General features: G+C 37.4%; 21 protein-coding genes. 3 read left to right on the top strand and 18 right to left on the bottom strand.

The window, feature by feature from the left end; all coding sequences use genetic code 11:
* Positions 1–5 precede the first annotated feature (5 nt).
* From PLJ10_02195 to PLJ10_02175, 5 genes are all read right to left on the bottom strand, one after another.
* Positions 6–1,469, bottom strand: coding sequence for a metallophosphoesterase (locus PLJ10_02195; GenBank protein HOK08454.1), 1,464 nt, complete (start codon positions 1,467–1,469; stop codon positions 6–8).
* Between the two features lie 98 nt (positions 1,470–1,567).
* Positions 1,568–2,491, bottom strand: a complete 924-nt coding sequence (locus PLJ10_02190) for a PfkB family carbohydrate kinase (GenBank protein HOK08453.1) — start codon at positions 2,489–2,491, stop codon at positions 1,568–1,570.
* A 25-nt stretch (positions 2,492–2,516) separates the two neighbouring features.
* On the bottom strand, positions 2,517–4,136 hold the full coding sequence (locus tag PLJ10_02185) for a hypothetical protein (protein HOK08452.1): 1,620 nt from the start codon (positions 4,134–4,136) through the stop codon (positions 2,517–2,519).
* Between the two features lie 373 nt (positions 4,137–4,509).
* Positions 4,510–4,932 (bottom strand): PH domain-containing protein, encoded by a 423-nt coding sequence (locus PLJ10_02180; protein ID HOK08451.1) that lies wholly within the window; start codon positions 4,930–4,932, stop codon positions 4,510–4,512.
* 42 nt (positions 4,933–4,974) lie between these two features.
* Positions 4,975–6,678: a DEAD/DEAH box helicase gene (locus tag PLJ10_02175; protein HOK08450.1), complete on the bottom strand. Its 1,704-nt coding sequence runs from the start codon at positions 6,676–6,678 to the stop codon at positions 4,975–4,977.
* A 264-nt stretch (positions 6,679–6,942) separates the two neighbouring features.
* Between PLJ10_02175 and PLJ10_02170 the strand changes: the two genes are divergently transcribed.
* Both PLJ10_02170 and dapF read left to right on the top strand, forming a co-directional pair.
* Entirely contained in the window at positions 6,943–7,959 is a 1,017-nt protein-coding gene (locus PLJ10_02170; GenBank protein HOK08449.1) for a D-alanine--D-alanine ligase, read from the top strand.
* A gap of 243 nt (positions 7,960–8,202) precedes the next feature.
* The gene (dapF, locus tag PLJ10_02165; protein ID HOK08448.1) at positions 8,203–9,054 is read left to right on the top strand and encodes a diaminopimelate epimerase; all 852 of its coding nucleotides are present in this window, start codon (positions 8,203–8,205) and stop codon (positions 9,052–9,054) included.
* Between the two features lie 36 nt (positions 9,055–9,090).
* On the opposite strand, the gene PLJ10_02160 is transcribed toward dapF, so the two are convergent.
* The 13 genes from PLJ10_02160 to PLJ10_02100 form a co-directional block, all read right to left on the bottom strand.
* Complete coding sequence (locus PLJ10_02160; GenBank protein ID HOK08447.1) at positions 9,091–10,179, bottom strand: glycosyltransferase family 2 protein; 1,089 nt, start codon at positions 10,177–10,179, stop codon at positions 9,091–9,093.
* A gap of 121 nt (positions 10,180–10,300) precedes the next feature.
* Positions 10,301–11,026, bottom strand: a complete 726-nt coding sequence (locus PLJ10_02155) for a glycosyltransferase family 2 protein (protein ID HOK08446.1) — start codon at positions 11,024–11,026, stop codon at positions 10,301–10,303.
* 28 nt (positions 11,027–11,054) lie between these two features.
* A complete protein-coding gene (locus PLJ10_02150) occupies positions 11,055–12,095 on the bottom strand; it encodes a hypothetical protein (GenBank protein ID HOK08445.1) in 1,041 nt (346 codons plus the stop codon).
* Between the two features lie 41 nt (positions 12,096–12,136).
* Entirely contained in the window at positions 12,137–12,691 is a 555-nt protein-coding gene (locus tag PLJ10_02145) for a hypothetical protein (protein ID HOK08444.1), read from the bottom strand.
* A 160-nt stretch (positions 12,692–12,851) separates the two neighbouring features.
* Complete coding sequence (gene thiE / locus PLJ10_02140) at positions 12,852–13,502, bottom strand: thiamine phosphate synthase (GenBank protein ID HOK08443.1); 651 nt, start codon at positions 13,500–13,502, stop codon at positions 12,852–12,854.
* 1 nt (position 13,503) lies between these two features.
* Complete coding sequence (gene thiS, locus PLJ10_02135; protein HOK08442.1) at positions 13,504–13,707, bottom strand: sulfur carrier protein ThiS; 204 nt, start codon at positions 13,705–13,707, stop codon at positions 13,504–13,506.
* Positions 13,708–13,731: 24 nt separating this feature from the next.
* Positions 13,732–15,516 carry a glycosyl hydrolase family 28-related protein gene (locus PLJ10_02130; protein HOK08441.1) on the bottom strand — a complete coding sequence of 595 codons (1,785 nt, stop codon included), beginning with the start codon at positions 15,514–15,516 and terminating at the stop codon, positions 13,732–13,734.
* A 182-nt stretch (positions 15,517–15,698) separates the two neighbouring features.
* Positions 15,699–18,200 (bottom strand): carboxypeptidase regulatory-like domain-containing protein, encoded by a 2,502-nt coding sequence (locus PLJ10_02125; GenBank protein ID HOK08440.1) that lies wholly within the window; start codon positions 18,198–18,200, stop codon positions 15,699–15,701.
* A gap of 8 nt (positions 18,201–18,208) precedes the next feature.
* Positions 18,209–18,361, bottom strand: coding sequence for a hypothetical protein (locus PLJ10_02120; GenBank protein ID HOK08439.1), 153 nt, complete (start codon positions 18,359–18,361; stop codon positions 18,209–18,211).
* Between the two features lie 271 nt (positions 18,362–18,632).
* Complete coding sequence (locus PLJ10_02115) at positions 18,633–19,199, bottom strand: NAD(P)H-dependent oxidoreductase (protein ID HOK08438.1); 567 nt, start codon at positions 19,197–19,199, stop codon at positions 18,633–18,635.
* A 49-nt stretch (positions 19,200–19,248) separates the two neighbouring features.
* Positions 19,249–22,689 carry a formate dehydrogenase subunit gamma gene (locus PLJ10_02110; GenBank protein HOK08437.1) on the bottom strand — a complete coding sequence of 1,147 codons (3,441 nt, stop codon included), beginning with the start codon at positions 22,687–22,689 and terminating at the stop codon, positions 19,249–19,251.
* 68 nt (positions 22,690–22,757) lie between these two features.
* Positions 22,758–24,227, bottom strand: coding sequence for a Gfo/Idh/MocA family oxidoreductase (locus tag PLJ10_02105; GenBank protein HOK08436.1), 1,470 nt, complete (start codon positions 24,225–24,227; stop codon positions 22,758–22,760).
* A 2-nt stretch (positions 24,228–24,229) separates the two neighbouring features.
* Positions 24,230–25,258 carry an FAD:protein FMN transferase gene (locus PLJ10_02100; protein ID HOK08435.1) on the bottom strand — a complete coding sequence of 343 codons (1,029 nt, stop codon included), beginning with the start codon at positions 25,256–25,258 and terminating at the stop codon, positions 24,230–24,232.
* Between the two features lie 420 nt (positions 25,259–25,678).
* Between PLJ10_02100 and PLJ10_02095 the strand changes: the two genes are divergently transcribed.
* Positions 25,679–26,833, top strand: coding sequence for a uroporphyrinogen decarboxylase family protein (locus tag PLJ10_02095; protein HOK08434.1), 1,155 nt, complete (start codon positions 25,679–25,681; stop codon positions 26,831–26,833).
* Positions 26,834–26,981 lie beyond the last annotated feature (148 nt).

The following is a 26,981-nucleotide window of genomic DNA, read 5'->3' as shown; positions in this document are numbered from 1 at the left end:
TGTTATTAATTGTCACTTTGGTTATTTTCATTATTGCTATTTATATTCATTCTATCCACATACGCGTCCAAGGTTAAACCGCTATTGTTTATCTTTTTAAACAACTCTGATAGAACATCAAGGTATGTAAAATCATATTCTGTCAATTCATTTTTTATATTTTCTATATCCTTTTCGTTATTCATTCGCAAAGAGCGTAATAATTGGTTCTGGAATTCTGTTTTTGAGATAGCAATTCTGTAATCTTTATCTAAAATTAAATTGGTTTCTAATAGGGTTTTATCCTTATATTGGAATTCCATACCTGCACATTCGGTTATGTCCCAGTGGTTTTTTAATATATCTTTTAAGTATTGCTCAATCTGCTTGCCTTTTAATGTTATTTGAATCCATTCTTTTTCTAAGGCTCGATGTCCTGTGGTTAAAAAAACGGCGTTATAATCCAATTTGTTTGGTGGAAAAACATTGCGGATTAATTTTGGCGGGCAAAGGGCAATATCTACATCGGTTTTTTCTTTTATAGCATGTGATGTAAGAATTGCTATTTGGCTTGCGTTAATTGTTTTTTTATTGTCAATTAAAAATTCAGAAGCGAGAGGACACGCCCTTTTTTCTTCTGCATATATCCAGTTTAATAAATCCTCATCTGGCTTGATTACATCATGTTTTAACTCTACTAATTTGTTTTCGTAACTTTTAATGTTCTGTTTTTGGGTATCAACAAGTATTTTTAAATATCCAACTCGTATTGCACGTGAACCCGATTGAACGATAAGGGCATTAGTATCAGGACACACTATTGGTTCTTCTAATATCTCATGTGTATGTCCAGAAACGAATATTGATATTTCAGGAATTTTTTTAGAGATGGCTTTGCAAGTGCCACTTCCTAAATGACATAAAGCCACAAAAAAATAGCATCCTTTTCGTTTCATTTCATCAATTGCAGGTTTTATATTCTCGATTCGAAAATTAATTATTCCTACAAAACCGACAGGTAAATCTCCTACTTTTTTTATAACCCACGGTTTATAGCAATGTTCTAAACCTTCTTTATAATCTGTAGTTACTATGTCTACAGAAGGGGCTAATTGCTTTAATTTGCAAAGTTGTTCAATCCCCTTTTTGATGTCATGATTACCTACAACCATGACCTGATATCCCATTTTTTCTACTGCCTGATACATAATTTCTCCATTGGTTACATCGGCTACCATGTCACCTTTGTCTGTTAAGTCTCCTGCGTCAACCAATATAACATTAGTTTTTTCTGCTCTTAATTGTTTTACAAACCCTGCGATGTAAGGCAAACCTCCAATACCAGAATATGATGGACGAATATTATCATGTATATCATTTGTATAAACGAGATTAATTTCAACCTCTTCTGTAAATGAGGGAAGAGATAAGAAAATGAGAGTAACAAGGAATATGTAATAAAAGGGAGGGTAGAGATTTCTTTTTGGCATGGGTTTGTTCCTTAAGCGAATTTAGAATTTTGTTGTGAGTAATTATGGGAGTTTATACTTTCCCTATTCAACTGCTCTCCTCACTAAAAGGAGTGATGTTAAAATGGAAATTGAGGAAGGTCTTGAATGCGGGTTTGCTGGATAAATTCGTAACAGCGGTTTTTGAGTTCTTCCCCTGTGAGAGATAATAATCGTCGTGGTCCGAAGGATTCGCATGTAAAGGAGGCTATGACAGTTCCTACAACTGTAGCCTGCCGTAATGTTTCGGGGTCAGTGCTGTTCCTATAGGCAATATAACCCATAAAACCACCTGCGAAACTATCACCAGCACCTGTAGGGTCAACAACGTCTTCTAACAAATATGCTGGTAGCATAAAACTGTCGTCATCTTCAAAGAATACTATGGAACCGTGTTCCCCTTTTTTAATTATAAGCACGTCTGGACCTAAGGCAAGGATTTCCCGACTGGCTTTCTTTAAATTTTCTTCACCTGAAAGTTGTCTTGCTTCAGAATCGTTAATAAAGAGAATATCAACACGACTCAGAACTTCTTGTAAATCGTCTGGGGTTGTTTCTATCCACAGATTCATAGTATCCATGCCTGTAAAACGCGGGAATGCCTGACGTAATACATCTAACTGTAAGGAAGGATTAATATTTCCAAGAAATAAGTAAGGAACCTGTGAAATTTCCTTAGAGATAATGGGTTTAAATGTTTCGAAAACATTAAGTTGTGTATCCAATGTGTCGCGTTGGTTTATATCTTTATGATACCGCCCAGACCAACGGAAGGTTTTGCCTTCTACTTGTTTTAATCCATCAATGTTGATATTTCTTGATTTGAGAATCTGAATGTATTCTCTCGGGAAATCAGTGCCAATAACACCTATCATATTGACATGTGTAAAAAAAGAAGCTGAAATGGAAAAGTAAGTTGCAGCACCGCCCAATTCTAATTCGCATTTACCGTAAGGTGTTTCCACAGAATCTAACGCTATAGAACCGACGACTGTAATTGACACGGTATGCTCCTTCACTTAAATGTGTTTAATTTGCAACTGCTTTGAAGTCACTTTTACGAATATTCCATTCTTCCTCTTTTATTCTTTTTCTTGACATTGTATTAAATTGTGCAATCCAATCCTGCATACTATTAGCATCACCTTCAGATAATATTTTTTCGTAAATTTGCTTGAATAGTTTTTGCTCCTTTGGTATTTGTAGTACATGAGCAATCAAACCCATGACTTCACCACCATAGATAGATATTCCTAACTTGGTAGCCTCGTCTTCTAATAAATATGGCTCAAATGATTTCCAATAAGGGTAATTGTTTGCAGAGTGTTGTCCAGCAAGCCATGTAAAGTAATCTGATGTGTCGATATTGAGATTAAACGATTGCATATTTTCCCACCATAATGAATCAGGCCAAAGATATACAGGCAAAACCCTGACGCTATCTGGCTTAATTCTTTGAATCAACCTTACTGTTTCAGCGAAGGTATGTCTGTCTTCTTCTGCACATGGATATGAACATTGAATTGTTGTGTAAAGACCAGAACTTGCAAACGCAGTCATTGCAGTTTCAAATGAACTGATTGTTCGCATTAACCCGTAATACTTGGATAATAAACGTTGGCTTCCTGTTGGAATTTCAACAGATATAGCACGACATCCAGATAAGTGCAAACTGTGGACAGATTCACCTTGAACATTTAAACAATGAAAACTACGTGAATAATTGATAAAGTGAGCAGACTTTAATAGTGCTAAAGCAAATGATTGAACATCTGTCAGACTTGTCATTTCTCCTGCAATATGAAATGTGGATGTGTAATATCTACCACGGAGCGCATGCGACTCATGTATTAAACTTTCAATACTGGCATTAATAGGTTGCTTTAAGATGTAAGGCTCGGCATAGCCCATTCTACCATCTCTTGTTTGTTCTAATGTAAATATATTAAATTTTTCACCTCTTAAAAGAGACTCATAAGTATCATACGTAGGTATCGGAAGCTCATCAAGCGATAATAACCGACTGACTGGTCCCATGTGAATTTCGCCCCATTCAGAATATGCATAATTGGGAATGGAATGAATCGGTTTCCCTGAAACAAGATATTTCCACAATGGCAATATAGATAACTCGCAATGATTTAATAAAATACCATTAAACTCTGGTAGATACGTTACAATATATGGACCTGTATGCTTAAAATAAGGACCGCAGGCAATAATAAAAAGTTCTCGCTCAGGCTCGTCCTCCCTGATTTGTTTTGCAACATGACGAGCAATAACAAGGTCTCCTCGATTTTCTATCCAGAATAAAATACATGCAGTTTTAGGAGTTATTTTTATATTCCGATGTACCCATTGAATATATCGTTGTTCTCTAACTGCTATGTCATCCTTATGTTTTCCAAAAATTTTTGAAACCAATGAATTCCATTTTTTGGTTTTACCAATACTATTTTTCGATACACTACTGGTTGTGGTATTCTCCTGTAAAAATTCAATAGAATTAGGAACCCCAAAATCAAAGATTGCAGTCTCAACGTAATTTTCTTTTAATATCTGTGCCATGACTGCAAGAGGCCTTTTTGGAAGAAAAACTTTAATATCTTTCAAATTTGATGGTGCATACACAAAGATAAATTGGCTCATCTTTCTATTCCTAATTTACATACTACTTATAGGTTTAAAATATTTTATAACCACAATATATTGTATATCAAATATATTAACATAAAAAATTGTGGTTTTCAACATTTTTTTCAAAATTTATTAAATTTATAAATTTAATTAAAAATAAAGATAAAAGTAGGTATTATTGAATAAACATTGAAAAATAGAGTTAAGTAACTAAACAAGAAGAATGAAATTGAGAGGTTTTAAATAGTTAACATTTTGCCTTTTTATTTGAGGGGTATGTTTAAAAGGTTGTGTTAGAATGAACAGTTTTAATGATTTTAATTGGTGGTTATTGTTTATTTTTTGTATATATTAGATTTTTGTGTGTTAAGTAGTTAAGTATCTATTAAGTATAGTCGATGACGCGGGCTCGTTTCTTGTCTCTTTGAGTTTCAATGCATTTGCGGATTTCATTTTGTAGTTCTTCGGATGCAGGAATTGCTTGTAGAGTAAGTTCGGGGGTCGAAGTATCTGATGTGGTAAGTTTTAGGTTACCTAATGAGAAAATTCTTAGTAGGAAGGGTTGTTCAAATGTTATATCGTTGATACGGTATAACTCTAAGTAATCTGTTTTGGTAGAGAAGACACCAGTTGTAATTTTAATTCTTTCTGTTGTGATTACATATTTTGTGCATTTAACCACAAGCCATTTCCATAAGGCGTAGAAAATAGGGATTATCAAAAAACAGGTAAGTAGGCAAATAATGAATATCCAGAGATTCAAAACCTGTGATGGTGTTCCTGACCAGATAATTTTTTCTTCAGACATAAACAATCTCCTTTATTTAGAAAAAATTTAAAACGTTACAGACTATTTAATAGTGTTCAACAATTCATTTAATTGTTCCATAGATATGATTTTGTATTGGTAACCTTGTTCTGTGAGGAAGAGTTGACGATTGAGGGCGTAATCCTGGTCTAATGTATCGCGTGTGACGATAGTATAGAAGTGGGCTTGTTTACCCGATTCTTTTGGACGGAGGATTCTACCCAATCGCTGTGCTTCTTCTTGTCGTGAACCGAAGGTGCCAGATACCTGAATGGCGACATTGGCATCTGGCAGGTCAATGGCGAAATTAGCAACTTTGGAAACAATCAGGAGTTTTATATCTCCATTACGGAATTTTTGATAAAGCTCTTCTCTCTTTTTATTGGGTGTTTGTCCTGTAATGATTGGTGCCCCAAAGTTTTTTTGTATGATTTTGAGTTGGTCCAGATATTGACCGATGATAAGGACATTATCTTCTTTATGGTGTTCTAAAATTTGTTTACAAATACTTATCTTTATTGGATTTTTTGATGCAATCTGGAATTTGGCAGATTTTGAAGCCACGACATATTTATAGCGTTCATCTTCCATCATTGGTATACGCACTTCAGTACAAAGGGCTTCGGCTATCCAACCTTGCTTCTCTAAGACTTTCCATGGGATATCACATTTCTTAGGTCCAATAAGGCTGAACACCTCATCTTCGCGTCCATCCTCACGGACTAAGGTGGCTGTAAGTCCTAATCTTCGGCGAGCTTGTAAATCAGCAGTGGCACGGAATACGGGTGCAGGTAAGAGATGTACCTCATCGTAGATAATTAGTCCCCATGCTCCATCTTCGAATAGACGGAAATGAAGGAATGGACTATCTTTTGTTTTGCGATGTGTCAAAATCTGATAAGTTGCCAGTGTAACGGGTTTGATTTCTTTCAGTTCTCCACTGTACTCGCCAATGTGGTCTTCCGTTAGGGTTGTTTTTTCTAAAAGTTCCGCTTTCCATTGTCGTAGAGCCACAGTATTTGTTGTTAATACAAGGGTATGTGTTTGTAATTTATGCATGACACCAATCCCGACAATGGTTTTACCTGCACCACAGGGAAGCACAATTACACCACTACCACCACGATTTGTGCCACCTGCATAAAATGCAGAAATGGCGTCAATCTGGTAATCTCGTAGGATGAAAGGCTTTCCAGAGGATAGTTTTTTACGTAATTCAAATTTTAATGGAGCCCCTTCAACATATCCTGCAAGGTCTTCCGCTGGGAAACCTAATTTTACCAGAACACTTTTTAAGTGTCCCCGAAATTGTGTATTTACACGAACACGACGTGAATCCAATTTAGTTAGCCCGAACTCCTGCAAAGCCTTGTTGTAGAGCAACTCTGAAAGGAGCATTGCGTCGTCCGATTCAAGAATTAATTCCTGTTGTGGGCTTTTATATAATTTCAGCCTGCCATAACGGCGAACTGTATCGTTGATTTCATAGATTAAGTTCGAAGGGACATCATATCGGCTATATTTATGAAGCAGGTCAATAATTCGTGTTGCGGTATAACCTGCTGAAGCGGAATTCCATAGCGAAATCGGTGTAATCCGATAAGTATGAAAATGTTCAGGTGATTTTACCAATTCTGCAAAAGCAGATAGAGCATCCCGTGCCTCTTCGTATAATGGATTTTCAACTTCCAATAAAATGGTACGGTCCGATTGAACAATTAATGGTTTTTCTACCTTCTTTTTCATAAAAAGACTCTTATTTTTTATTTCTAAACTTTTTGAAGTAAATCAATAGAATATAGCATTCAAAATTAAATATACAATTTGTGTCACTTGCTACATATACTGAACTTTTTATTCTTTATCTTATAACATTCTAAAAAATTATTTTGATATACAAAATGAAAGACATAGGTTATTGAGATATTGGCAGATCAAGTGATAAAATCTATCAACAATTATTGTGTCCGTTGTTTGAAATATTTACCTTTTGTTTTGGGAACATATAGTATGGAGAATACCAAGACTTTTATTCCAATGCGGGTTGGTGTATTAATGGGCGGTGTAAGTTCGGAGCATGAAATATCGCTTTTATCAGGGGAGGGCGTAGTCCGTGCATTAAAAACAACAGAATATGAACCTATTCCAATTATTATTCATCGTGATTTTAATTGGGAGTTTCCTGAGAAGCGGATAATGAAAATTGAGGAAGCACTTGTAGAGTTAAAACGATTGGGAATACAAGTAGTTTTTAATGCATTACATGGTGCTTATGGTGAGGATGGACGCATTCAGGGACTATTAGATTGGCTTCATATCCCATATACGGGCTCTGATTGTTTGGCATGTGCTCTTGCAATGAATAAAGTGTGTTCTAAGGCAGTCGCAAAGATGGCAGGTATCCGTGTTGCTGACCATATTGTTTTTCGTAAAGAAACGTGGATTTGGGACAGGTCGGAGACTGTACATCGTGTGGAGAAGGAATTAGGCTTTCCAGTGGTGATAAAACCTTCATCTCAGGGGTCCAGTGTAGGAGTTACAATTGCAGGGGATGGAGAGACTGTCCTTGTGGGAATTGAGCAGGCAATGGAATTGGATAACGAGGTGCTGGTAGAAAAATTTATAAAAGGTCGCGAAGTTACATGTGGTGTATGGGATTGTGAAGAGGGGAAACCTCCATGTGCTTTGCCAGTTACAGAGATTTGCCCTAAAACAAGTTCATTCTTTGACTATACTGCGAAATATACACCAGGTGCTACTGAAGAAATTACACCTGCACCAATTGCCCCTGAACAAACTCGAAAGGTACAAGAAATGGCTGTGCGGGCACATCAGGTGATAGGCTGTTCTACATGGAGCCGAAGTGATTTTATTATCGACGAGGAGGGACCTGTCTGGATAGAAATAAACCCTATTCCTGGGCTCACACCAACATCTTTATACCCACAGGAAGCAAAATGTGCAGGTATTAGTTATGAGCAGATGGTACAAAAATTTGTTGAGCATGCTCTTAATAAGAGGGTTTAAACTATTTTACAATTCATAAGTTTTTTTATTTGAGTATTATTTTCTAATCTTGTGGATGTCTAATACTTTAAACTTTTCTGTTTTACATCATTAATTTATTGTTGCTAATAATCGTGAAAAGTTCTATAATATTTTAATGTTTTTGTTAAAGAGTAGAATTAGAGATATTTGTTTTATCTGCAACTAAATTTGTTTTTGGTTAATGACTCCTAATTAGATAAAAAGTAAGAAGGTAAATTTCACATGAGTCAACTTGTTTTTACAAAAATGCATGGATTGGGAAATGATTATTTATACATTGATGCTCGAGGTGGATTACCCACTGAGAATATCCCTGAATTATCGCGACGGATGAGTCATCGTCATCTGGGAGCAGGTGCAGATGGTATTATTCTTATTCTTGCTTCGGAAACGGCTGATTTTAAGATGCGTATTTTTAACGCAGATGGCAGTGAAGCAGAAACGTGTGGGAATGGTATCCGTTGTTTTGCAAAATACGTATATGAACGAGGACTCACACATAAAACGGATTTTGTTATTGAGACATTAGCTGGACCGAATCGAGTTGTTTTGAATATAGAAAATGGTAGGGTAAAGTCTGTACGTTCGTGTATGGGCAAACCAAGTTTTGAACGCTCCCGAATACCTATGATAGGCTCAGAAGGACAGGTTATTGAAGAGCCTATTGATGTGGAAGGTAAAGTTGTGAAAATCACAGCGGTTAATATCGGCAACCCACATGCAGTTATATTTGTTCCAGATGCCACACAAGCACCTGTTACAGAATTTGGACCAAAAATTGAACATCATCATTTGTTTCCTAAACGAACAAATGTAGAATTTGTTTCTATCATTGACCGTTCCAATATAGTTATGCGTATCTGGGAACGGGGTAGTGGGATTACTATGGCAAGTGGTAGTGGTTCTTGTGCCTCAGCCCTTGCTTCAATGATTACAAATCGCACCGACCATAAAGTAAATGTGCATCTTGTTTATGGTTCACTTACTATTGAATGGGCAGAAGACGGATATGTCTATCAAGAAGGTCCTGCAGAGGAAGTTTATACCGCTATATGGCAATTGCCAATACCGTAATTGATATTGATTAACCAGAATTAAAAGAGGATAAATCTAATTCTGTGTTTTGCGGAACACAATATTTTTGCTAAGGATAAAATTGAAGATGAGCCCCGCGAGGATTCCGACAAGTGCTGGAATTTGTGGGATACGCTCGAACATTGGGAAAAGGTGTAATAGCAGAAGTACCACGAGGTAATTGACAACTGCTCCCAATGAACAGGCACTTACAAATCCAATAAGTTGAGGTAACCACGGACTTTTAACTGCGTGGGGAAATGTTATCCAACGGTTTAAAACAAAGTTAGAAAGCATTGCGATTATAATTGCGAGAGCCACAGAGATTCGTATCGGAATACCCAGAAAAACCAGTATTGTTAATGCAATAAGATTTACAAGTGTCCCTGAGAAGCCAACAATTGCAAAATGAACAAAATAACTCAGGTTCTCGTATTTGAAAAAATAAAGTCGTCGTAAATGAATTAGGTATTTAATTTGTTCTTTTAAGGATAATTTACTTTTACCTTTTGCTCGCTGTGAGAAATAAATAGGTATTTCAACCGCTTTTTTCACGGGACATTTTACAAGGAGTTCTAAAGCAATTTTGTATCCAGTGGGGTTTAATGGTGCAGACTGCTCATAAATATTTCGAGGTAATGCAAAAAAACCACTCATAGGGTCTTTGACAGTCGTTAATGGTCTTGCTAATAATGTTGCAACCTGACTGTTTATCCAGCGGAATAAGCCCCATTCCTCATCTGTCTTTGCACCAGGTACATAACGTGAGCCGAGTACCATGTCAGCCCCTTGTTGTAATTGTTCCAGCATTTCAGGAATCTTCTCTGGCGGATGGCTTAAATCGGCATCCATCACAACAATAAATTTTCCATTTGCTTCTTTGAAACCTCTTAATACAGCGGAGCTTAATCCTTTCTCCCCTTTGCGAACGATAATTTTACACCATGCATATGCTAATGAATGAATATATTCTTCACTTCCATCCTGACTATCATCATCGATAATAATGAGTTCAAGAGACGGTAGGTTCTTTTCTTTTACCTGGCGTATACGTTCTACCAGTTCTGGGAGATTTTCCCGTTCTTTATAGGTTGGAACAATTACGGACACTTCTAATGGTAACATTACTTTATCTTTTCTATGAATATGAACCTATGTTTTTTTCAATAATACTTTAACATATTATAAAAGCAGGTTTCATAAATAGATTTGATGTGTGTCTAGATATACATTTTTGACAAATTATCTATTTATTACAACGTAGCACCCTTTTCTTCCACCAAAACAAGCCGATAATATCGAAAAGGGTTTTGAAAAGTCTTCCGCTTATATTATATTTTGATGTCCCATATTTTCGTGGATAATGGTTCACTGGCAATTCAGTTACATGGAAGCCAGCAGAATGTAATAGAAAAGCATAATACCGATGCGAGCCATTGAAAGGAATAATATAAGGGATACACTCTTTTTTCATAGCTTTCAAGGCACATCCTGTATCCTGGACAGGATTATCCAATATGAAACGGATAATCCTGTTCGCCTGTTTACTAATCCATGTTCTTAGCCATTCATCTTTCCGCTGTTTACGATATCCTTGCACAAAATCTGCAGTTTTCAATTCATTGAGCAAATTTGGGATGTCGTTCGGGTCATTTTGTAAGTCGCCATCGAGGATGACGATGTGATTGCCCTTTGCATATTTTAATCCTTGCCATAAAGCAAAGGATTGTCCACAGTTTTTCTGTAAATGGAGTGGTCTTAACGCAGGATAGGAGTTGCGTAATGAATTTAAGACTTCTTGTGTGGAATCGGTGCTTCCGTCATCAACAAGAATACATTCATAATTTATATTGATTTTTTCCTTAAATACCTGGTCAATTCTCTCCACTAATAGTGGAATATTTTCTGCTTCGTTATAGCAAGGAATAATAACGGAAACAGGCATAACAGAATTTATTTCTGATTCATTCATTAGTGATATCTCTATTGTAAGCCCATAATTAAATGTCTACTACTTCCAGACCTGGAATACTCGATTCCAAAGGAACGGTCTCCAGCGAACGAGCACCTAATAGCATAAGTTCATAACGTACCTTTGCCAAAGGTGTTTCCTTATCATCAACACATAACTGAACACTAAATTCAGCAAAATTAGTCCCGCGATTGATTGTTGGTTCATCTGCAAATAAATGTTTTTCTTTCAGATATTGAGTTATCTTTTCCATTGCTTCGATTGGAGCATTAAAGAAAAGCAGAACTCTTCTTTCTGCATGCATCGCACCATATAGATTCAGCAGAAACATGCGAGCAATTTCATATTTGTCCTTATATTCCTTTAAATCTTCTCGGACATAGACAGCTGATTCTGAACGTAATACTTCTTCTCCTATTTCGAGGCTATAGTTGCGTATGGCAGAACCTGACTGGGTTATTTCTAACCCAAAATCTACTGAACTTTGATAAACTTTGGCTTCTGTTTTACCCCATGTTTCATAAATAACGATTCCCTGTTCAATTCGTGGTGGTGTCTTAAATTTCTGGATTGAAAAGTTTTTAAATTTGTTCTCAAATCCTAATGATTTACTTTTTTTCTGGAACCAATCTAAAGCTATATATGGCATTTCTGCAACCATGGTAACCAATTGTTCACGCTCTAATAAATCTTTGAACCACTCATCATAAGAAGTGGGCTGTGGTCTGTAAATAATGACCAGACGTACCGCGCCACGTCCCAAAGCTAAAACACGTTTCAATGGACAGGACTGGTTGTATTCTGTTTTCAGTTCCAATGTACGTTCTAAAATCCAATCATCACCAGCAATAGCAAGGTCAATCTCTCCAATGGATAATTGTGTTCCAAATTCTTGTGGTCTGCCGTCCCAGCCTACTAAAAAGGAATGCAAAGGAAATGAGGTCGGTCCCCCTTGGTCATAACCTTTTGTAGGGAAGCCTGAATATTTAAGCAAATTAACTAAATTGCCTCCACGATTCGGGTCTGCTAATGAGCCCGCTGGCATACCAATAATTAATTTGTCAATCATCTCTTTATTCCTAATACTATCTAAGTTTTTTGTGTTAATAATTATATTAAGTCCTTAATTTCAGGGGGTGGTACTGAAGGATTCCGTTCTTGTTTTAGGTAACCGATGGCGAAGGGATATAAAGCGACGCTGAAAAGTACACGACCATACTCCCATGCAAAATTAAACCATCGTGCATATAAGTGAAACCATGTTAGTATACTGAAACCTAATATAAGAATGAAACTTATTATCGTTAATCGTTTAATACCTGCATTCCAAGGTTTAAGTCCTGGTCGTGGTCTGCGAGATAAGAAAAAGCCCAGTCCGAACAAGATAAGTCCAACTAAAAATAAACCGAGTTCTCCACGGTTGAACCAATAAGCCCATTCCTCACTTTGTAGACGGTCTAAACCAAAAAACTGGTTAAGTACAATCCATTTTGCAATTGTTCCCAGAAACATTATCACTGCTCCCTCTAATTGCATTCGGGAAATGCGACCGCGAATCCAACGATACTCTTTTATCGCACCAATAATAAGAAGAATATAAACAATAAAAACGAGTAATGAAATGATAGCATCACCACCGTAAAAAAAGACGTAATATACCATCATATATTTTTCTCCTAAAAAATATAATAGATTTCAAAACCTTATTATATCTTACTTAATAATTTTGTAAAGAGTAAAACGAAAGTACTAAGAAATAAATTTAATTTCTAAGTATTCATTCTCAGTATATCTATTTTCTGTGGTTTCTATGTAACATTTTAATTTAGTGAACAGAAAGGATTTTGTCTCTTATTTGTTTTACGGTATATTGAATATTTTCTGCCTCTGTTACTGCGGTGACAACTGCAATGTGACGTGCTCCATATTTAAGAACCAAATCAATATTGTCTAATTTAATACCGCCCATACATGTAAAGGGTATTTTTAAGTAGGGTGCTATTTTCCCTATGGTATCAAGTCCCAATGGTGTGGCTGTGTCTGTTTTTGTTTGTGTAGGGAAAATAGGACCAATATTTACATATGAGGCTTTTTGTTCTTGTGCAGTAAGGGCTTGTTCTAAATTATGGGTTGATGCACCAATTATTAGTTCTGGTGCAAGTTCTCTTATTTTATAAATGGGTAAATCTTTTTGGCCTAAATGTACTCCATCCGCATTTACTGCCAATGCCAAATCAACTCGGTCATCAATAATTAATAAGGAACCATAATCGTTGGTGATATTCCGAAATTGAATGGCTTTTTCGTATTTTTCGCGATCATCTCCACCTTTCTCGCGGAATTGTACAATTTTAACTCCTGCTTTCATGCATTCTTCAAGCACATAGAGGGAAGAACGTCCTTTACATAGTTTTTCGGTTATAACGACATATAAATCTGTTTGTTGAAATTTTTCCATTCGTTCTTTTAAGGTCATCTTAACCGCCTCCTACAATCCGAACAATTTCAATTTGGTCGCCTTCTTTTAGGTAGGTTATGTCATATTTTGTATGTTCCACAATCTCATCATTTATTACAACAACGACCGTTTTCCCTTCAAGATTTTTTTCTTTCAATAATGTACTTATATTGGCTCCATCAGGGAGTAACGTCTCTTCATCGTTAACAATGACACGGATCATATATGTTTACTCCTATCAAGAGGGTTATTTGGGAATGGATTTGAAGAGGTTATTCAATATGAATGGTTTGCCTGGTGCAAAACATGTTTTCATCTGAATTTCACTTACAGCAATACCTAATTGACGTTTATCACTTGATGATGGGTCTTGTTGTTGAGGAGACCATGTATTTGAGCAGATACTAAGTATAATAAAATCCATTGGTTGGGCAGGTATTTTTGCTGTTACTTTTTGAAAACCTTCTATATCTGCTAAAGATATAATCTTCTCATCATTTAATAAGATAGCATTATCAGGATGTTTTGCTGGTGATGGAATATACAAATCAATAGTGAGGGTGTATTCCTTGTTAGGTATGACAGGTATACGAATAATAGATTGTTTTTTTGACCAACGTTTTGTAGTCCCAACTTTTTTCCATTCGGAGCCATTTTCTGAACCGTGCCAGTTGTCAACAAAAGTTTGGTCTCCTACACTGCCAATTTTCAGGATATAATTCTTCAAACAACTTTTTTTGGGTGGGCTTGGTGGCGGTTCATTCATAGCCATCTGTGTTTTCTCACCTGCATGATTGATAACAAATAACCCACCTTCTGCCTGATTTCCAGTGATAATAGCAGATGTGCAGTATTTGCTGACTATCACATGTAGCAACCCCAAAGCAAAGGTGTTCCCTTGAATAATGGCTTTTCCACGGTCAACCTGAATTGCAGGGTGTCCTTTACCATTAATATCCCATTCCCAAAAATTAGTACCGATGGCTGTCAGCTGTGTTTTAGCACTTCGATGCCAGATACATCGGTCTAAAGGTCCCCAAAAGGCACAATTGATAAGGCTAATTTTTCCATTCCCTGCCTCTGGAACTATTTCAATACCAGCAGAATCACTACTTTCCCATCTGCCTACAAACTCACCATTAGTTATTAGCAAACCGAAAGGTTGTAAGTCCTCGACCAATACCGCACGACGACAACAATCCGCTCCTATCCCTAAAAAACTGCCATTACAGGCACCATTTTTCGTTTTTGAGAATTTATATCCTACACCATAACCGAAACAAAAAGTATGAGTGACATATTGCCAATCCGTTCGGGCAAATTCAAAAGCAGTACCATTCTCATTTATCCAGAGGCAATACGGGTCATTCGGTTGGTAGGTAACACCAAAGGGCCAGAAATGGCAGTTTTCAACACGGGAAATATCATAGCATGCGTCAATGTATAATCCGCGAAATGATGGGTAGCCAAAAACATTCCGAATCATCATTCGGGCAGAGTCTTGAAAGTGAATCGCTTCATAGGGATTTATAATACAGCAATCATAAACTGCTACATCTGTTGTCCCTTTTGAATAAACTGCAGGTGGATAAGGGATAGGAGGAACCGTATCTTTCGACCATTCGGGGTAGGATATGATAAATCCCGCTAATGTAGCATTATTACCAGCAAGGGTAATAAAAGGTTCTGCCTCTGGTTGATTTTTTCCTGCATACGCATGGAGAACAGACCCTACCAAATTCGGTTTGTTGGGATAATGAGAAGTGGGAGGTGTCCGAAATGTTCCCTGTAATGTTACACCTGCTGGAATTTTTAAATTGCCCAAAATTTTATATGTTCCCGCAGGAACAAGAACCATGCCACCCCCAATTTCACTGGCTTTATCTAATGCCTGTTGAAATACCTGTGTCGCATCCGCTGAACCATCATTTTTTGCCCCCATGTCAATTACATTAATAGCGTATGGAACCTGATTTTCCGCTATTATATTTTCTCCAAAAAGAAGAATAAAGGTACATATTAAAAATCGCATAGCTTTTTATCCTTATAACTTTATAATTTTTAAGTTATGTTATGCTTTTATCTTTATAAATTACAGGTCTGATGGAAGGTATTTCAAATTTGGTGGTGAATGTTCATAGTAAAGGGAATAAAAAGACTACGCCCTGCTAAAAAAAGGCAGGGCGTAGTCTTTCATTAAAAGGCTTTAACAGACTATTTGACAGGAATAGGTATATTTGGGGAATTAATGGCTGACAACATATTTTGTGCAGTAACTACAAATTTCCCATTACCGCCTTTTACTAATGGGACAGGAAATTCTTGTAAGTTACAACGAGAAATCGTCAGAACGATATACGCGGGCTGTGCAAAAGTCCCAACAGGTAGTTGTTGGAGTAAATCTTTTGAAATTACATGGGACCCATCATCATTGAGGGTACATTCAATGACTACTACATTAACTACCTCCCCTTGTTCATTGAAAGTATAACTTTTTCCAGAGAGAGACACCTCGATAAAACTTCCGGGAACAGGTGTTACGGGGGCGTTCCATGTTATGTTCAAATCTTGACTGGGGTCGAAATCAAAAGTTGGTCCATAAACAGGACTCTGTTTTATTTCTGGAGAAGTAACTTCTAACGGGGGCGGAATTTGCCCGTTCACTGAAAATTCCTCTATATCAAAACCACCGGGCCAGGATGCAGTAAAATTAGGTTGTGTACTTGTTGTAGAAATTGTTTGCGTATAATCCAGAACAAAAATAGAATACATCCATGGCTGGACCATCTCAGTTTCTTGCACATGTGTATCTGACATTCTCACCATATCAACCGATTTACCTGCAGACTGGAACAAGCCGGGGGCGCCGGGGTCAAGCCCTGACCAATTAATCTGCGGAAGGCCCTGAGACAAATCCTGTTGTTCTTGTGAAATTTCATATTGGAAGGTTTGAACAGAACACAGGTCATTTATTGGGGGTACCAGATTTGCCCCAAATGAAGCAAAGACTGCTGAGGACGAAATTAAGTACTGGGTTACTTTTGTTTGTGAGTTTTGTTTATTTTTTAAAGTTGTGTTCATAATTCCGACATAAGAACCATCTTTGGGATATTCTACCTTTATGTCTGCGACCACACAATCACCTGCAGGACAAGAAGTATTTGTTCGCGAAACAACAGTTACCGGAGGACGACTAATTACATATACTGTAATGGGCATATCCCCAATCGCCTCAAGGCAATAATGCCCTGCCCCGTCTGTAATGGTTTCTGTTCCTGAGGAAGAACGAACGGTCACATTTTCTAAGGGATTCCCATCGCTATCCGTAACTGTTCCCTGAATGCAACTATTAAATCCTGCAGTAATGTCATCCAGTTCAATACAGTTATCTGTTTCACATGAATTTCCACTTGTATTTGCATCAATTTCTTTTTGATATACAGGAATTTGAGAACCGACCAAATATACTTCAATGATGACTCTGGAATTCCCCTTGACATCAACACAGAAGAAACCGGTAACGTCAGAGTAGACGACAGTGACACCATTATAGGAAACCCCAATTGCTTTAACTACTGCACCCATTACAGGTTTTCCTTCCTTATCTTTGATATAGCCCTGGATACAGGTTTTTTCCGTAATAGGAGCATCACAATTCCACCATGACAAGTGCTGGATGGATGCTTTATAATATTTATTTCCTTCTTTATCATAAACGGTTCCTTTGCCAGACTCTATCCAGACCCCTTTTTCTTCATCAAAATACCATAAGGGTACTTCCTCTCCGGCATTCAGGGGCGAATCATCGGGAAGGTCAAGCGTTATCTCCGCTGGTTCATTTGCTTTTGCAGAAGTGTCTAATTTCATCTCTTTACCGTCCTGTTTCAATGTAAAGTCTGCTAATCCATATGATTCTAAATCAACTTGTTCTCCTTGCTTGCTGGTAGAAACCCCCTGAAAACCTCCTGGGAAGGCTAAAATATCATTGGGTTGAGTGAAATCCAGAGGAGTAATATATACCTCAACAGGACCTGTTACGGGATTCCCAACTTCATCAAACACTGAATTAGGTGGAATTGTTATGGCATTTCCTTTTGAGTCTGTAACAGTGGCACCACTTTCTATATTAGGGATATCCTGAACTTTTACTTGTTTTACGAGAATAACATTTACTGTCACTGGAAGTATGTCCCCGACTTCAACTTCAGCACTATAAGGGGCATACCCTTCTTTATTAACAGAAAGCACATAAGTACCTTTGGGGACATCTTCTATTATGTATAATCCAGTTTGGTCGGAATATACCTTAAAATTTGTACTTACTAATTCAACAGTTGCGTATGCTACAGGATTTGTATCTGTATCATTTATCCAACCCGTTATGGATATATTGGACTCCGGTTGCCCTTCGATTTCTCCCTCTTGAGTTCCTTCCTGGGTTCCCTCCTGAGTTCCCTCTTGAGTTCCTTCTTTGCTTCCCTCTTTGCTTCCTTCTCCTTCTGATGGCTGGGGAGTTCCAACGGTCATTTTTACTTCAACAGTTTTAGAACCACCTCGTGACGATTTTGCTGTTATTGTTCCTGTATATTGACCGCTTTGTAGCCCATCTCGGGACACCTGAACTGTGATTATCTTTCTATCTGATGGTCCATTACTGGAACCAGATTCAGGATTAATTGTAATCCATGTTTGGTCTTTTGAAATCTGAAAATTCATAGTAGTGTTTACACTACCATTCCATACCTCAAATGTTTTTGTTGTTCGGAGCTACCAAAATCCAAAGTGGATGGCTCCAAGAAAAGAGTTGGTCTACATCCTGAGGCTGTAATTAGAATGAATACAGCAAGACCCATGAGTAATAACTTTGTGCTTTTCATAACCTTCCTCCTAACGTTTCTTATTTTTTGGTTATATATGTTGTTTATGTGATAATAACATATTATCATATATTTGTCAATTTTGCAAGTATTTTACATTTTTTTTCATTATGATTAAGAACCAGTTTTTGTCATTTTAAAAATTTTGAATAAATGCAAGATATTATGAAAAAACAAACGAAAAATAATATATGTGGGTGATAATATTTCTATTATTCTTATGGGAATTAGTAGGTGGAGTAATTGTTTTGAGGTGTGTTTTTTGATGTTGTTAGCCAATTAAGTTTTTGGCTACTTCGTCTAATTGTCGTTTAATCACATCATTGACAGAGCGGACACCTTCGCATGGGGCAATATATACGACTCCTGCGGATTTGCAATTCATGAATTCGACCATGTTGTTGAAAGCAATTCCTAAAAGTTCTGCATTGTTTTTTATTTCACCGCCTGCGGTTACAATGAGTGCCATTGTTTTGCCTTCTAATAAGGATTTGCTTTCGGTACTGCCTTCTTCCCATGAGATTAAACAGAACATACGGTCAAGGAGTGCTTTCATTTGTGCAGGAAAACCCCAGCAAAAAGTCGGTGCTGAGAAGATAATAGCATCTGCTTCAATCATATCATTTAATAAAGGAATAGCGTCATCGTTATTACAGCATAGAAAAGAATCTTCTTTTTTACACCAATAACATTCTCTACATCCTTCAATGGATAAATTTGAGACGTGGATGTGTTTAATTTCGTGTTTTTGTTGTTTGAGTTGTTCTTCAATATAGCTTAATGCATGTGCTGTATTCCCATTTTTTCTGGGACTACCTAATATGGATAGAATTTTCATTTTTTATTCCTGATGGTATGTTAAGGTATAAGAGTTTTTTATTTGTAGTTTAGTGCTCGGTTGAATTGTTTTTTTCGTCTATTACGGTAAATGCCCAAAGGGAATGATGTTCTTTTGCCCATATATCACTTACTTTTCCTCCAAAAATAGCCCGTAGACTATGAGGTACAACGAAGGCAGCTAAGTAAATGTGAGCAATAAGTACCAGAATCATAACAAGTGCGGATATATCATGGATGGTATAGTATATCTCTTGATTCAGGAAGTGGGTACCGCGATTAAGTCCCATAACAACGCCTGTTACTCCACAGGTGCCTGATGCAAGTATTGCTAACCAGAACAGGATTTTTTGACCAGCGTTGAATTTTCCTGCTGGGACGTGTCCTTTAACACCGCCTAAATAACCACCCGCTTTCAATAGCCAGCGGAGATCTCCCTTAGCAGGGAACATAAATGCTACCCAGGAGAGGAAGATAAAGATGACGCCAGCACAGGCTACATATCCGAACCATGTATGCCATACCCTTGCCCAGGGACCTAAAGGATCGTGTTGTCCCATAAGGAAGCAGAATCCTGTAATAGCCAGAAATGTAACGCTAATCATAGCAATTGCATGAGCTATCCGTTCATAGCCACGGAAACGTAAGACATTTGGTTTACCAACGGGGGTTCCTTCTTTTCTCCCGATAAGGACATAATGTATAAGGATAAGTAATAATTGAATCAGGACAATCCATGGGGCATACTTTTTCAATACACCTTCGCGCCATGCCCCTAATTTTAAGTTAGAAATATTATAGCCCAAAACACTCCATAATGTAACGTATTTTGGTGTGCCATCTTCTGAGAATGGGTCTACGAGCATACTACCCATGAAAAATGAAGAATTTTCAGAGTGGCAATCTGTGCAACCTTTGGCACCATACGCACGGGTTGCGGGTTCTACACCATGGGAGACAGTCCATTCTAATGGCTTTGCCATAGCCATGATAGATGGGTATGCCTTTGGTTCAATCTGGACAATTTCTGCTTCATAAGGTGAGCAAAGTCGCATTTCGACAGGAGACCAGACTTGTTTAGGTTTGTCCCAACTAAACTCACCAGGTTCTTCTTTTTGTTCATATCTTGTAATTGCAATGAAAGGTTTATTTTCACCGATACGTTCCATATCCAGAAATTCGAACTCATAAGGATTATCCCCACCTTTTACGGTTACACGAAAAACAGTAGTTCCTCTCAAATAGTACAAATCTTTATCTTTGAGATATGGAACAGTCTGTTTTAATGCCCATGCAAATAGCCCGATTTCTTCTTGTGTGTTTACTTCTGGGAAGGTATCGTTATTATCATCATAAATTTTTAATGGTTTTGCGTCAGATGCTGAGTATACTTTTATTTTTTCCTGTATAGCTACTTTTAAGTTTTCTTCCATTTCTGTTTGTTGACGGATTTCTTCTGCTGTTTTTTTGCGAGTTGTATTTTCTTCTGGGTTAGGTACTTGTGCTTGTAAAGCACCTGTATTTTCTGATGTTGCTGGTTGTTGTGCCTGTTTTAATGGATTCTCAGGAAGTGGCGGAGCGGTCTGTCCATTCTTAGGTTGTGATGGATAAAGTCGGAACGTATATTCTGGTAATGTTAACCAATCATAAGCCTTTTTCATATCTTTTAGTAAAACTGGTCGGACTTCTTCTTTATCGATATAGACCCAGTATGTAGAGACCTGGGTGTTTTGTGCATATATCTTTCCATCCTGTTTGTTTCTGCCCAAATCAAATGAAGATTCTATGATGGTTGCCCCTGGCCGTTTTGGTTGTGGTGTAGCCTTTAATTCCCTGATTTGTCCTGTATCATAAGAATATGCCTGATTTCGGAAAACGACAACTGGATAGGCTTCTTTAGCAGGTCGAACTAATTGGGATAATACAATTAACATTAATCCACGTGATTCTGGACTTTCGAGTTCATTATTTTGCTGAATAAAATCGGAAACTTTTATTGCTCCTTCTGGCAAGTCTTTTAAGAGAGCGTCTTTAAATAATTTGCGGATATTATCATCGTTTGAGATAGTATATTCTTTGGCTTGCTGTAATTGCTCTTTAGTATATGGGAAAATGAGGTTTGCATCGTCTCGACTACGTATCCATCCCCAAAAACCACCAAATTCAGATGCACCCAAATAACTCATGTCTTGAATTTCAGGTAAGGTCATGGCTTTCCCAGTTAATGGGTCGATAATAGATACAGGGAGGAAAGGACGATGCGTAATATGACAAGCAGTGCAGTCAATCCGTTCCAGATGCAGAGGAGGTAATCCTTTATGTTCTGGATACGGGGCACCTTTCTCTTGTTGGTCATGGCATTGTTTGCATGATAATGTTGTGTTATCTAAATCATCACGAATAGTTTGTATAGAGGAACTACCCTTTGCGAAGTTATGGCGAATGTCGCCATGATGACAGTCGATGCATTTTAAACCTTGTTCTGTGTGAACGTCTTGCATATATGGAGAATGCCATGAAATCCCTCGTTTCTGGACGCTGGACATATCATGGCAGAACATGCATTGGCGGTCGGTAGGACGGCGAATATGGAGGTGAACGGTTCCATCTGCTCGGAAAAGACTTTTGTTATAATAAACTTTGGGTTGTTGTCCATCGATGGTAGAACCCCAAACATAACCGAAGCCTGCAGCGGCAGTCGATGCATATTCAAAATTCCATTTTTTAATCTGTTGGGCACGGATAGAATATTCATAATCTTCAAGATGGCAAATAAAACAATCTGCTTCGACAACTCCAGTTTTTTCCCATGGGGATTCGTAGTAATCGCCGTCCCCAAATGTGCCTACCAGAGGATTTGCTTTTTTGAATTTTTCATAATTTTTTCCAGAACGGTCATATTCTGCAGGTCCACCACCAGGGTGACACACTCCACAATCTACAATCCAATTGAAAGGAGTCATATCTATCTGGTCAGGATTTTCAAAATTTTTTCCAACCAGTTCACGTTGGTATAAGGATAACCATTTTCCGAAAAAGCCAGGACTTTTATCCTTTGGAATTCCACCTGTCGGGTCTGTAGGCGGATAGAGTTCATCACGACCCATCTGGAAATGATAGCCATGAGTGATTCTGTCATAAGGATGACATGCACCACAGGTTTGTTTGGTACTAACTGCTCGTGGGATGCCTTGCTGTTGAACTGGCAAGTTAGGGTCAACTGGTGTCCCATCTGGATTCTTTGTTGGGTCAATAATGTCACCATTTTTATCTCTTAAATGGAATGGTGGACAGGAAAGAGGAAGTGTCCGTATAACTTTTGCATTTGGGGCTCGATTATTTATGACAAGGTCTCTACCAATATATTTATCATAATTTTCGATAATATTTTGTAATGGTTCTGAGATATCTTTTGCGGGAATAGAGATGATTGGTAGGAGAACTAGGGTAAATACTAAACATGGGATGTAACTTTTCCACGATTTACTCATGGCATCACTTTCTCTTTCTTTATGTTAATAATTTTATTTCGTTAATTTATATGTGTAAATATATAGAATTAACTAACCATTGATGGGTCAGGTGTCGGAAAATCGAAGGTATATAGAGCTGGGTCAATTTCAACCATTCGCCTTTCCTCAATTGCTTGATAACCTGAAAGAGCCATAACGGTAGCCCGTAGACCGACCATTTGGTTTGCTTTTGGTACGCCACCTTCTTTTATATCTTTTGCGAACCGCATAAATTGGAGTTGGTCAACAGAACGTGTATTATCTACAACAATCGGTTTGCCTTCTTGAAGTGCTTTGTTGCTGAGCTTCAATGTTCCGCCAGAGGTGATAACCGTTGCAGTTTGTTCAGCACTTCCAGATTCACCCCATGAAATTTTGGCTGTGGCTTCTGGATAGAACGTTCCACCTTCTTCACTTAATTCAATGGTGCCCTCATCTCCTTGGATGAGTTCGTTGCATCCTTTTTTCGCATTGGCGGTAATACTGGAATACATCAATTGAACTGTATAAGGCTGATTAATTGCCATCTTATCCTGATAACTGCTTCGAGCATTTATAGCACGATAACCACGGTTTTCAGGTGTAATATCAAATTCATAAATGACATTGATACTGTCGTGAATTTCGCGTCCATCTCTCCAATAGTCTAAACTACCACAACCGTAAACGCGTTTGGGCACGGCATCAAGGAACCAAGAAACGATATCTAATTGATGGGTTGCTAATTCTGTTAATAAGCCTCTGGATGACTCTTTGTATAGACGCCAGTTCATATAGCGTTCCAAATCTTTAATGAAGCGGGCTTCTTGAGAGTTAAGTTTATGGTCTTTGTTAATTGGACGTCGCCAATCGTTGTTGCGATGCCATTGAGCGTCAATATGTACGATTCGTCCAATAGTTCCTTCTTCCCAAATCATCATTAAGGCTTTATTATATAAAGGATTATACCTCCGTTGATGTCCTACCTGAACCCATTTACCTGTTTCGTGGCATTTCTTTACGACATCTCGAGCTTGTTCAATTTCGTAACACATAGTCTTTTCACAGAATACATATTTGCCAGCACTTAAACTATCCATAGTGATTTGATAATGAGTATGGAGTGGTGTCGCAATGACGACTGCATCCAATTCTTCTTTCTCTAACATTTCCCGATAGTCATAATAACTCTTCGGTTTGAATGCTGCGATTGCTTTTTGCCGTTGTTCTTCTGTCAATCCTTGTCCAGGTTCAAGTGCAATGCCTGCATTTGAAATTTGAGCTAATTGCACTGCTAGCCGTTGATGAGGACCATAGGCATCACATACCGCAGTGATGACAATGTCGGATGTGCCCATCAAGCCGTCTTTAATATGGAAACTTCCCTGTCCTCCACAGCCAACACAACCGACCTTTACTTTGTCATTAAGTGCATAGGAAAACGGGGCTTTCCCTGCCATAATAATCAGTCCTGTGGCAGTACTTGCTGTTTTGATAAAGTTTCTACGAGATACATTACGAGAGGTATTGGATTTCATGGCTATTCCTCGCTTTGTTTAAGGTTAATATATTGTTTATCTAATTTATTATTATGTTCCGACACAAGGAAAACTTTCACATCAGGAAATTTTTTGCAATACTCTTTTGTTTTATCGATACCAAGCACAAAGAACGATGTGCTTAAAGCATCACTTTCTGTCGCTGTTTTACAAATAACTGTTGAACTCACAATATTGGTATCTACAGGACGACCTGTTTTTGGGTTAAATATATGACCATACTTTTTACCTTTTCGTTCCAAAAATTGTTCGGAAACGGAAGAGGTAGAAAGAGATTCATCATTAATTAAAAATTCTTCAATCGTTTCATCTTTATTATAAGGGGAACGGATGCCAATTTTCCAACCTGCCTGGTTAGGTGGTGTACCTATTGCAACAATAGAACTTGTGCCTGCATGTAAAATACCCGATTTTATCCCTTGTTCTTTTAATATTGCCTTTGCCCGATCCAAAGCTAACCCTTTCCCTATACCACCAAAATCAAGACGCATTTCGGGGACTGTAAGTCCAACAGATTGTTCATCAACATTGATGATTACTTTATCCATGCCTACCTTTTTTAATGCTTCAGAGATTTCATTATCCGATGGAATGTCCTGTTTGTTCTTCCTATAAAATCCCCAGAGGTCTAATAAAGGACCTACACTTGGGTCAAATGCACCATCAGTGCGTTCCCAGTATCGTTTGGACCAGCGGATAACTTCAAAAAGGTCGCTGTTTACTTTAAGAACGCCTGAACCTGCGGATTGATTTAGTCGTGCAAGGTCATTATCTGGTAAGTAATGACTGATATGTTTTTCAAGGTTATTGACAGCAGTGATAGCAGGTTCACATAAATTACGAACATCTTCTTCAAGCATACCATCAAAGGGAGGATAAATAATAAAAACGAACTCTGTTCCCATAGCAAAGAAACGGACAGTCACTGATTGGGTTGCTTCCCCGTGTCCTCCAATAGAGAGAATAATAAAGAATAAATATATGACTATTTTATATAAAGATTTTTTCAAGTAAAAACCTTTTTATTATAGAAATAAAAACATGATTATTATAAAATAGCAAAAGGAATCAATAAAACGTCATATAAAACTATAAATTCAGTTTATATAATATTACTACGAATTATGCTTCCATTGCAAAAAGAATTAATTTATCAAACTATGAATGTAATTGGTGACAGCATGGGTTCTGTCATCACCTTGTAGTATCACAAGCCTTTTGCTTTTGGCATAGAGAAGCTGTCACTGTTTCGCTGGTGGAATGGGGTAAATGGAACACGTAGGACATGGAAGAAGAAAGAATGAAGTTATTTAACAGTAATACTAATGTTTAATCTGATGGAATTAATTTTTTATTTTCCTTTTTTTATAGTATAGTAATATAAATAAAAAGTATTTAACTTCTAAAGAAATGTATTGAGGAGAATGAATATGACACATAGGGAAAGGGCTCTTGCAGTTTTGAGGTATGAACCATATGACCGTTTACCGATAGTTCATTTTGGTTTTTGGAACGAGACGTTAAAGAAATGGGCAGATGAAGGATATATTACTAAAGAAGAAGCAGAAGAATGGATAGATGGGAATCCTGTAGATGCTGTATTAAGTGAGAAGTTAGGTTTTGATTTTAATTATTATTCGGTATTTAAACCTAATGCCCATTTAGACCCATTATTTGAACGAAAAGTTATTGAAGAATTACCCGATGGCTCCAAAAAAGTTCAGAATGAAGATGGTGTTATAGTTCTCGAAAAATTGGGAGCGGTTTCTATTCCGTCAGAGTTTGACCATCTTTTAAAAACTCGAAAGGATTGGGAAGAACATTATCTGCCACGGCTTCAATATAATGAAAATAGAATGTTAAAAACACTTGTTCGTGTAAATGATAAAATGATACCTTTTGGAGAGGGAGGAGAAGAATTTCTCAAAAAGGATGAACGTGATTATCTGTATGGGTTGCATTGCGGTAGTTTATTAGGTTCTCTAAGAAATATTATAGGCGTAGTGGGATTAAGTTATATTTATGCTGATGACCCTGATTTGTTTAAGGAAATGATTGATACTTATGGAGAACTTTGTTATCAGAATACGAAACGAGCCTTACAAAATGGTGCTAAGTATGATTTTGCTCATTTTTGGGAAGATATCTGTTTTAAGAATGGACCTCTGGTAATCCCCTCAGTATTTGATGAATTGGTCGGACCTCATTATAAAAGGATTATAGAGTTATGTAATAGTTATGGATTGGATATTGTTTCGTTAGATTGTGATGGCTGTATTGATGCCCTTATTCCCACATGGTTTTATAATGGTGTGAACACCATGTTCCCAATAGAAGTTGGTACATGGAACGCAAGTATTGCCCCATGGAGAGAAAAATATGGCAAAGGTTTGCGTGGTGTCGGAGGAATGAACAAAGTAGTATTCCTTCATGATAGAGATGCTGTTGACCGTGAGATAGAAAGGCTAAAGCCTTTGGTTGATTTGGGTGGATTTATTCCTTGTCCCGACCATCGTATCCCCCCTGATGCAAAATGGGATAATATTCGTTATTATTGCGACCGCATGAGGCAGGTTTTTGGTTAGTTGTAAATAAAAGTTGAATTAAGACACATAAAATCAATACAGTATGGTCATAATACAGTTTCACAATTCCGTTAAATCAAAAAAGATTTGTAAAGGAAGGAATATAATATTCAAATAGTGAGAGGACTATAATTTTAATCGGGAAATG

Origin of the sequence: Candidatus Hydrogenedens sp. (assembly GCA_035361075.1) — a bacterium.
In the GTDB taxonomy this organism is placed as follows: Bacteria; Hydrogenedentota; Hydrogenedentia; order Hydrogenedentales; family Hydrogenedentaceae; genus Hydrogenedens.
Note: the sequence above shows the minus strand (reverse complement) of the source record. Positions and strands in the feature narration are given on the sequence as shown.

What these genes read in the sequence shown, in the direction of transcription:
- PLJ10_02195 (HOK08454.1), bottom strand. Translation starts at nt 1,469, where the DNA reads ATGCCAAAAAGAAATCTCTACCCTCCCTTTTATTACATATTCCTTGTT.
- PLJ10_02185 (HOK08452.1), bottom strand. Translation starts at nt 4,136, where the DNA reads ATGAGCCAATTTATCTTTGTGTATGCACCATCAAATTTGAAAGATATT.
- PLJ10_02180 (HOK08451.1), bottom strand. Translation starts at nt 4,932, where the DNA reads ATGTCTGAAGAAAAAATTATCTGGTCAGGAACACCATCACAGGTTTTG.
- PLJ10_02175 (HOK08450.1), bottom strand. Translation starts at nt 6,678, where the DNA reads ATGAAAAAGAAGGTAGAAAAACCATTAATTGTTCAATCGGACCGTACC.
- PLJ10_02170 (HOK08449.1), top strand. Translation starts at nt 6,943, where the DNA reads ATGGAGAATACCAAGACTTTTATTCCAATGCGGGTTGGTGTATTAATG.
- dapF (HOK08448.1), top strand. Translation starts at nt 8,203, where the DNA reads ATGAGTCAACTTGTTTTTACAAAAATGCATGGATTGGGAAATGATTAT.
- PLJ10_02160 (HOK08447.1), bottom strand. Translation starts at nt 10,179, where the DNA reads ATGTTACCATTAGAAGTGTCCGTAATTGTTCCAACCTATAAAGAACGG.
- PLJ10_02155 (HOK08446.1), bottom strand. Translation starts at nt 11,026, where the DNA reads ATGAATGAATCAGAAATAAATTCTGTTATGCCTGTTTCCGTTATTATT.
- PLJ10_02150 (HOK08445.1), bottom strand. Translation starts at nt 12,095, where the DNA reads ATGATTGACAAATTAATTATTGGTATGCCAGCGGGCTCATTAGCAGAC.
- PLJ10_02145 (HOK08444.1), bottom strand. Translation starts at nt 12,691, where the DNA reads ATGATGGTATATTACGTCTTTTTTTACGGTGGTGATGCTATCATTTCA.
- thiE (HOK08443.1), bottom strand. Translation starts at nt 13,502, where the DNA reads ATGACCTTAAAAGAACGAATGGAAAAATTTCAACAAACAGATTTATAT.
- thiS (HOK08442.1), bottom strand. Translation starts at nt 13,707, where the DNA reads ATGATCCGTGTCATTGTTAACGATGAAGAGACGTTACTCCCTGATGGA.
- PLJ10_02130 (HOK08441.1), bottom strand. Translation starts at nt 15,516, where the DNA reads ATGCGATTTTTAATATGTACCTTTATTCTTCTTTTTGGAGAAAATATA.
- PLJ10_02125 (HOK08440.1), bottom strand. Translation starts at nt 18,200, where the DNA reads ATGAATTTTCAGATTTCAAAAGACCAAACATGGATTACAATTAATCCT.
- PLJ10_02120 (HOK08439.1), bottom strand. Translation starts at nt 18,361, where the DNA reads ATGAAAAGCACAAAGTTATTACTCATGGGTCTTGCTGTATTCATTCTA.
- PLJ10_02115 (HOK08438.1), bottom strand. Translation starts at nt 19,199, where the DNA reads ATGAAAATTCTATCCATATTAGGTAGTCCCAGAAAAAATGGGAATACA.
- PLJ10_02110 (HOK08437.1), bottom strand. Translation starts at nt 22,689, where the DNA reads ATGAGTAAATCGTGGAAAAGTTACATCCCATGTTTAGTATTTACCCTA.
- PLJ10_02105 (HOK08436.1), bottom strand. Translation starts at nt 24,227, where the DNA reads ATGAAATCCAATACCTCTCGTAATGTATCTCGTAGAAACTTTATCAAA.
- PLJ10_02095 (HOK08434.1), top strand. Translation starts at nt 25,679, where the DNA reads ATGACACATAGGGAAAGGGCTCTTGCAGTTTTGAGGTATGAACCATAT.